We start from the raw sequence: 7,524 nt of genomic DNA, 5'->3' as shown, positions 1-7,524 counted from the left end.
AGCGTTTGCCCGGTATGCGGCACCCGCAAGGCGGCCCGTTTGGGATGCGCCTGCACCTGCGCTTCGATCAGCGCCAGCACGTTGCCGGCTTCATGCGCCTGCGGATTGGCGCTCCACGCCTGCAGCATGGCCTGTTCCGCCCTGCCGAGCAGCGCCAGTTCACCGATGGCCGTATCGGCTGCGCTGGCCAACTGTTCCAGTACGCAGAGATAGACAGCAGCGATGCTGGCAATGCTGGACTCACGGAACAGTGCGCGACGATATTCCAGCCGCAGGTTCACCTGCCCGCGGATGATCTTGACGTCCAGCGCCAGATCGAATTTGGCCGCATTCAGGGGGATCTCCAGCGTGCTGGCCTGCAACCCCGGCAGATCCAGCGTGCCGCTGCCCTCGACGACCTGCAGCCCGAACAGGGTCTGGAACAGCGGATGGCGCGGCAGGCCGCGTTCGACGGGATAGCGTTCCAGCAGCAGTTCGAAGGGCAGCTCGGCATGCGCCATGGCCTCCAGCGTGTCGCTGCGCACCTGGCGGCACAGCGCGCGCAGACTCATGCCGGGGTCGAGGCGCGCGCGCATCACCTGGGTGGTGACGAAGAAGCCCACCATCTCCTGCAACTCCGGCCGGTTGCGTCCGGCCTGCGGAATGCCGACGGCGAAATCGCCCTGCCCGCAGCAATGGCGCAGCGCCACCTGCCAGGCCGCCAGCATCGCCACGAAGGGGGTGCAGCGCTCCTGCTGGCAGAACTGGCGCAAACGCGCCGCCAGCGACGCCTCCAGCACCAGGCTGTAGCCTGCGCCTTCCTGCGCATCGGTGCTGTCGCCGCGCTCCACCGGCAGGTTCAGCGGCGGCACTTCCCGGCCCAGCCGGGCTTGCCAGTGATCCAGTTCCTGCCGCAGCCAGTCGCCCTGGCAGCGCGCGCGCTGCACGCGCGCATGATCGGGGTACTGCAAGGCCAGCGGCGGCAGCGCCGGGGCCTGCCCGGCCAGGGCTTGCGCATAGGCTTGCTGCAGGTCGCGCGCGACGATGGGATTGGACCAGGCATCGGAGACGATGTGGTGCATGCCCATGATGAGCACATGTTCCTGCTCGCCCAGTTGCAGCAGATGCACGAACAGCAGCGGCGCCCGGGAAAGATCGAAGACATGGCGCGTGGCGGCCTCGATGGCAGCGGCGAGCTGTGCTTCCTGCGCATCGGCTGCCAGATGGCGTAGATCGCGCAGGTCGCTCAACTGCAGCGGCAGCGCCACGGCGGGCAGGACTTCCTGGCAGGCCACGCCGTCCTGCTCGGCGAAGCGCGTGCGCAGGCTGGCATGCCGTGCGACCAGGGCCTCGAAGGCCGCCTGCAGGGCGGCGCGATCGAGCACGCCGCGCAGGCGAAAGGCGCGCGTCAGGTTGTAGGCGGTCTGTTGCGGCTCCAGCTGGTGCAGATACCACAGCTGCTGCTGCGAGAACGACAGCGGCGCCGGGCCATCCTGAGGCGCGGCATCGGCCGCCCGTTCCTGTTCGCGTTGATCGGCTTGCAGCAGTGCCAGCAATTGATGATTTTTTTCGTTCATGAAAGCGTGATCCAGGAAAATTGCCGGCCACTAGGCCTGTTCCAGCAAGGCGTCGCGTTGCGCGGCGGGCATTTCCAGCAACGTGCGGCGCAGGCCGGCCAGCTGCGCCAGGGCGGCGGCATCGGGCGCTTGCGCGCGCAGCGCGGCGGCCAGCGCGGCCGGGGTGGCGTGGTCGAACACCAGGGCCGGGGCGATCTCGATCTGCAGCAGCTTGCGCAGCCGCGCCACCAGCTTGATGGCCAGCAGCGAATGCCCGCCGGCTTCGATGAAATCGCTGTCGCGGCCCAGCCCGGCAGTGGCGGGCAGCAGCTGTTGCATGGTGTCCAGCACGACGAATTCGAGATCGTCGCGGGCGGCTTCGGCCTGACTGCCCTGCCCGCCCTCGGCTGGCGGCTCTGCCAGCGCGGCCAGCAAGGCGCGCCGGTCGATCTTGCCATTGGCCAGTCGCGGGAATGATGGCAGCACCACGATGCGCGCCGGCTGCATCGCCTCCGGCAGCAAGTCCTGCAAGGCCAGGCGCAGGCGCTCCACGGCAAGGTCCGCGCCGGCCACCCAGGCGATCAGGCGCGCAGGTTCACCCTGCGGCATGACGCAGGCCTGGCGCACGCCGGCTTGCTGCAACAGGGCCGCTTCGATCTCGGCAGGTTCGATGCGGAAGCCGCGGATCTTCACCTGCTCGTCGGCGCGCCCCAGGATGCGCAGCCCGCCTTGCGGCAGATAGCAGGCCAGGTCGCCGCTGCGATACCAGCCCTGGCGATCTTCCTGCGGGCGGTTCAGATAGCCGCGGCTGCGCTGGGCCCCGGCGATGCAGAGCTGGCCGGTACCACCCACCGGCACCGGGCGCAGATCGGCATCCAGAATCGCTACGCGGCAATTGGCCATCACGCGGGTCAGCGGCGCGGCAGCGGCATCGGTGGCCGCATCGCTGGCGCAGAACGCATGCCACATCACTCCCACCGTGGTTTCGGTGGGGCCGTAGTGGTTGAAGATACGGGCCTGCGGGCGGCACTGCCAGATTCGCCTCAGCAAGGCCGCAGGGGTAGTCTCGCCGCCCAGTACCAGGGTCGCGGGCAAGACGGCCGAACCGCCATCGAGCAAGGCTTCCAGATGCGAAGGCACGATCTTGAGCGCATCGACCCGATGACGCTGCAGGAAGGCGGCAAAATGCGCGCCATCCTGCATGTCGCTGGCGTCGGCGATGGCCAGTTCGGCGCCATGGAACAGCGCGGCGAACAGCGCTGTATTGCCCAGGTCGGCGGCCACCGTGCTGGTCAGTCCCCAGCAGCGGCATTGCGCCAGCGCCATGCCCTGCGAGGCCGCCACTACATAGTTGAGCAATTGCGCATGCTCGATCAGCACCCCCTTGGGCGTGCCTGTGGAACCCGAGGTGTAGAGCAGATAGGCCAGGTCCTGCAACGCCGGCTCGACCACCGGAGCCTGCGCGGGATAGCCCTGCAGGTCCGCAGGCCACAGCGCGTGAGGCAGCCCGGCGGCGGCTGTCGCCTTGCCATCATGCAGCACCAGCGCCGGTGCCGCATCGATCAGCACCGCCTGCTGGCGCGCAGCGGGCCAGTCGGGATCGATGGGGACGTAGGCGGCGCCGCAGCGCCAGACCGCCAGCAGCGCCAGCACCAGTTCCGGCGAGCGCGGCAGCACCAGCGCCACACGCGCGCCGCGTGTCACGCCCTGCGAGTGCAACCAGTGCGCCAGCTGGTTCACGCGCTGCAGCAGCTGCGCATAGCTGATCTGGCCGGCGGCGCTGGACAAGGCGATGGCCTGTGGCGTGTTGACCGCGTGCGCGGCAATGTGCGTGAGCAGGCTGTCGTGGCCCAGCGCCAGGGTATCTGCCTGCATCGGCAGCCGCTGCGGCCAGGCGGCGGCGTCATCCCATTGCAATTGCGCGCAGGCGGTATCGGGCTGGGCCAGCGCCTCGGCCAGCCAGGCTTGGTACTGGCGCAGCAAGCCTGCCATGCTGGCGGCGTCGTAGCGCCGCGCATCGTAATGCAGCTGCAGACAAGGCGCGGCCGGATCGGCCAGATTGGCATGCAGCGCCAGCGCCAGGCGGGCATCGCCCGCTACCGCTGCGTGCAGCTCCCACTGCAGCGCGCCATCCTGCCAGCGCCCGACGGTATGGCGGGCGCTGAAACCGATCTCCGGCAGCGTGGCGGCCAGCTCATCGGGCAGGTATTCCTGGGCCGCCACATGCTGCTCCTGCTGCGCGGCCAGTTGGTTCGCCAGTTCGCTCAGCGAGGCGTGCGGCGGCACGCTCAGCGCCAGCGGCAGGGTTTTGCCATACAGGCCCAGCGCCTGGGCCATGGGTTCGTAATCGTCGCGGCAATCGTGCTGCCAGGCGCAGGCGACCTGGCCGATCTGCCCCAGGCGGGCCAGCAGCGCCAACCAGGCCGCCTGCAGGACGATGGCCGGCTGCAGTTGCCGGGTGGCCTGCCATTGCTGCAGGGACGTCACCACATCCTCAGGGATGCGGCTGTGCAGGAGCGCCGGCTCCGCCGCCCCCGAGGCGCACTCGCGCCGATAGGACAGCCGCAGCGCCGGCGTCTGGCCCAACTGCTGGGCCTGATTGGCCCAGTAGGCCTGGCCGATGCGGGCATCGTCATCCTCATCGAGAGACTGGCGCCACTGCACGTAATCGGCATACGGGAAAGCCTCCTCGGTCGGCGCGCCCGGATCGTGGTACTGGCGCCATACCTCATCCGCCAGCAGCGACAGGCTGCGCTCATCGACCACCAGGGGCGCGGCCGCCGCCAGCAGGCGACCACGTTGCGGCTCGTCCTGGGCCAGCCAGGCCTGGATCACGTGTCCGCGCGCCAGATCGAACTGTACCGCCGGCATGGCGGCGCCCGCCGGCAGCATCTGCAACTGCAGGCTCCGGGCCGGAGGCTGCGGCAGCGGCGCCTGGCGCAGGCCGCGATAGCCTTCGACGTGGCCGAAGGCATGACGCAGGATGGCGTGACGCGCCACGACCGTGGCCCATGCCGCCTGCAGGCGTGCGCGCTCCAACGGGCCCTGCCAGTGCAATTGCAGGGTATGGGCGATGTGGGGTTGCGCCTGCTGCAGGCGCTGTTCGGAACTGAGCGCGACAGTCTGGTCCAGCGGCATCATGCTGCGCCCTCCGGCAGTTCATCGGCGGTGGCCGAGGGCGTGCTGACCTCGGCGCGTCCCACCATGGCGCCCATGGCCACGACGATCTTGCGCGGCCCCTCGTAGGGATCGCGGGCATGCGCGGCCAGCATGTTGTCGAGCATGACCACATCGCCCTGCTGCCAGTCGAAGCGCACCGCGCATTGTTCGTAGAGTTCGCCGATCAGGGCCATGGCGGCATCGGGAATGGGCGTGCCATCACCGAACAGCACATTGCGCGGCAGCCGCTCCGGGCCGACCATGGCCAGCAGGTCGGCGCGCACTTCCGGCTCCAGGCAATAGGGATGGTGCAGTTGCACCTGGTTGAAGAACACCTCGGCCCCGGTGACCGGATGCACGATCACCGCCGGGCACAGCGTGCTGGTCTGCAGAGTGTCGTCATCGAGCCAGCGATAGCCGGTGCCGGCCGCCGTCAGCCGGGCTTCCACCACGGCGCGCTCGTCGGTGCCGAAGAAGGATTGCCAGCTCACATCCAGACGCGGCGTGAAGGTGCGCACATAGCGGAGCTGCTTCTGCTGGAATTCGCGCCGCAGCCCGGCTGGCAGGCGGCGCAGCATCTCGCGGCAATCGACGATGGGGGTGGCGCCCCCCACCGGCGAGGGCAGCTCGCAGAAGAACCACTGCTTGCGCGGCCAGCGTTCGATGTGGGCGCTTTCGTTGTGGTACAGGATCATCTGCTTTTCGGGATAGGGCGTGGAACGATAGGTCTTGTTGCCGCCCTCCTTCTTGGGCAGGTCGCCATAGCTGCCGTACAGCTCGGGCTCGATGGCTTCGGCGAAGCGCTCGAAGTCCTGCGGCGTGGCCAGGCCAAAGCGGCGGAACAGGATGCCGCCATGGCGCTCCAGCAGGCTGGCGATCAGCGGCTGGTTGGCGCGCGCCCAGGCCACCGTGTCGAGATCGGCGCTGGCGGCTTCCACCAGCAGCGGGAAATCGGCGCCGGGACGCAGCGGACTCATGCGCACGGGCGCCTTGGGGGCCGCAATGTCCCGGCCCTTGAGCTTGCTCAGCTTGTCGAGCTTGCCCGGGGCCAGCGGCGCTGTGGCAGTGGAAATGGAGGCTGTGCTTGACATGGTCAGGGGTTCTTTCATGAGGGGAATTTCATAGCGGGACAGCGGCCAGTGCGGCTGCGCCACGATCTGCTCCAGCAGCGCGATCCAGGCCGCGGCCATGCGTTCCATGGTGCCGGCCTGGAAGACCTGGCTGGCATAGACCCAGTCGGCCTGCAGCGCACCGTCCACCGGGGTGACGAAGAGCGCGATGTCGAACTTGGCATGGGCATGGCGGGATGGCAGCGCCTGCACCTGCAGACCGGGCAATTCAAAGTCATGCGCAGGCATGTTCTGCATCACGAACAGCAACTGCACCAGCAGGTTCCAGCGACGGTCGCGGCGGGCCGCAGCGAGTTCGGCGATGCGTTCGAAGGGGAGCGAGGAATGGGCAAAGGCATCGAGCACCGTGCCGCGCGTGGCCGCCAGCCATTGCGCAAAGCTCTGTTCGGGCTGGTGGCGCGAGCGCAGCGGCAGCACGTTGACGAAGAAGCCCACCATCTCTTCCAGCGCCTCATGCTCGCGCCCGGCCACATCGGTGCCGATGAGCAGGTCGTCCTGGCCGCTGAGGCGATGCACCAGCAGCTGGAAGCTGCCCAGCAGCAGCATGAACAGCGTGCAGTCGCGCTCCTGCGCCAGCGCTTGCAACTGGCCTGCGAGGCATTCCGGGATACGCACCGACAGGCGCGCACCGTCACCCGACCACTGCACCGGACGCGGCAGGTCCACTGGCAAGGCCGGCTGCGCTGGGGCCCCTTGCAGGGCCGCACGCCAGAAGTTTTCCTCGGCGGCGCTCATGCCCTGTTGCTGCCGCCACGCCGCGTAGTCGCTGTATTGCAGCGCCGGCGCCGCAAGCGCAGGCGCATGGCCAGTGTGCAGTGCGCGGTAGATCGCCGAGAACTCGCGGATCAGCACGCCGACCGACCAGCCATCGGCGGCGATGTGATGCACGGCCAGCAGCAGCACCTGGCGCCGGCGGCCATCGGCCGCCGGGGCCAGCTGCACCAGTACGGCGCGCAGCAGCGGCGCGGTGGCGAGATCGAAGGAGCGCGCGGCTTCTTCGCGCATCAATGCGGCCAGCGTCTGCTGCTGCACGGCGGGCGCTTGCGCGCGCAGATCCTGTATCGCCAGCGGCGGCCTGCTGTCTGTGGGCGACGCGATGCGGGCGAAGGGCTCGCCTTCATCATCCTCGTGATAGCTGGTGCGCAGGATCTCGTGACGCTGCACCAGCAGGGCCAGCGTCTGCTCCAGCAAGGCCGGAGCCAATGCGCCATCGAACTGCAGCGCGGCCGTCATGTTGTAAGCCGCCGCCCCTGCCCCGCTCTGCATGCGATGCACCAGCCACAGGCGCTGCTGCATCGGCGAGAGCGGCATGCGCGGCGTGCGCGCCACCGGCTGCAGCACGGGAGCCGCGCCCTGCGGCGTGCTGCTGCGTGCGATCGCCTCGGCCAGCTCCCTGAGCACGGGCGCTGCGAACAGGTCGTGCAGCGTCAGCGTGTGCTGCGGATGACGGGCGCGCCAGCGCGTCACCACGCCGGTGGCCAGCAGTGAATGCCCCCCCAGGGCAAAGAAATTGTCCTGACGTCCCACTTGGGGCAGGCCCAGCACTTCCTGCCAGATCGCCGCCAGCGCCAGTTCGATCTCGCCTTGCGGGGCGCTGTAGTCGCCGTCCTGGCTGATCTGCACCGCCGGCAAGGCCTTGCGGTCGATCTTGCCATTGGTGCTCAGCGGCAACGCCGCCAGCACCATGATGAGGGCCGGCA

General features: G+C 69.1%; 3 protein-coding genes. All 3 read right to left on the bottom strand.

Annotation, left to right across the window (positions count from 1 at the left end; translation table 11 throughout):
- The coding region (locus FB597_RS19970) for a condensation domain-containing protein (protein WP_255517225.1) at positions 1-1,556 on the bottom strand (1,556 nt) is incomplete at its 3' end.
- A 30-nt stretch (positions 1,557-1,586) separates the two neighbouring features.
- Positions 1,587-4,676 carry an amino acid adenylation domain-containing protein gene (locus FB597_RS19965; RefSeq protein ID WP_144770505.1) on the bottom strand — a complete coding sequence of 1,030 codons (3,090 nt, stop codon included), beginning with the start codon at positions 4,674-4,676 and terminating at the stop codon, positions 1,587-1,589.
- On the bottom strand, positions 4,673-7,524 hold a 2,852-nt coding region (locus tag FB597_RS19960), incomplete at its 5' end, for a condensation domain-containing protein (RefSeq protein ID WP_186442829.1). The genes FB597_RS19965 and FB597_RS19960, both read right to left, overlap by 4 nt.

Origin of the sequence: Herbaspirillum sp. SJZ099, from assembly GCF_007828355.1 — a bacterium.
Taxonomy (GTDB): domain Bacteria; phylum Pseudomonadota; class Gammaproteobacteria; order Burkholderiales; family Burkholderiaceae_D; genus Herbaspirillum.
Note: the sequence above shows the minus strand (reverse complement) of the source record. Positions and strands in the feature narration are given on the sequence as shown.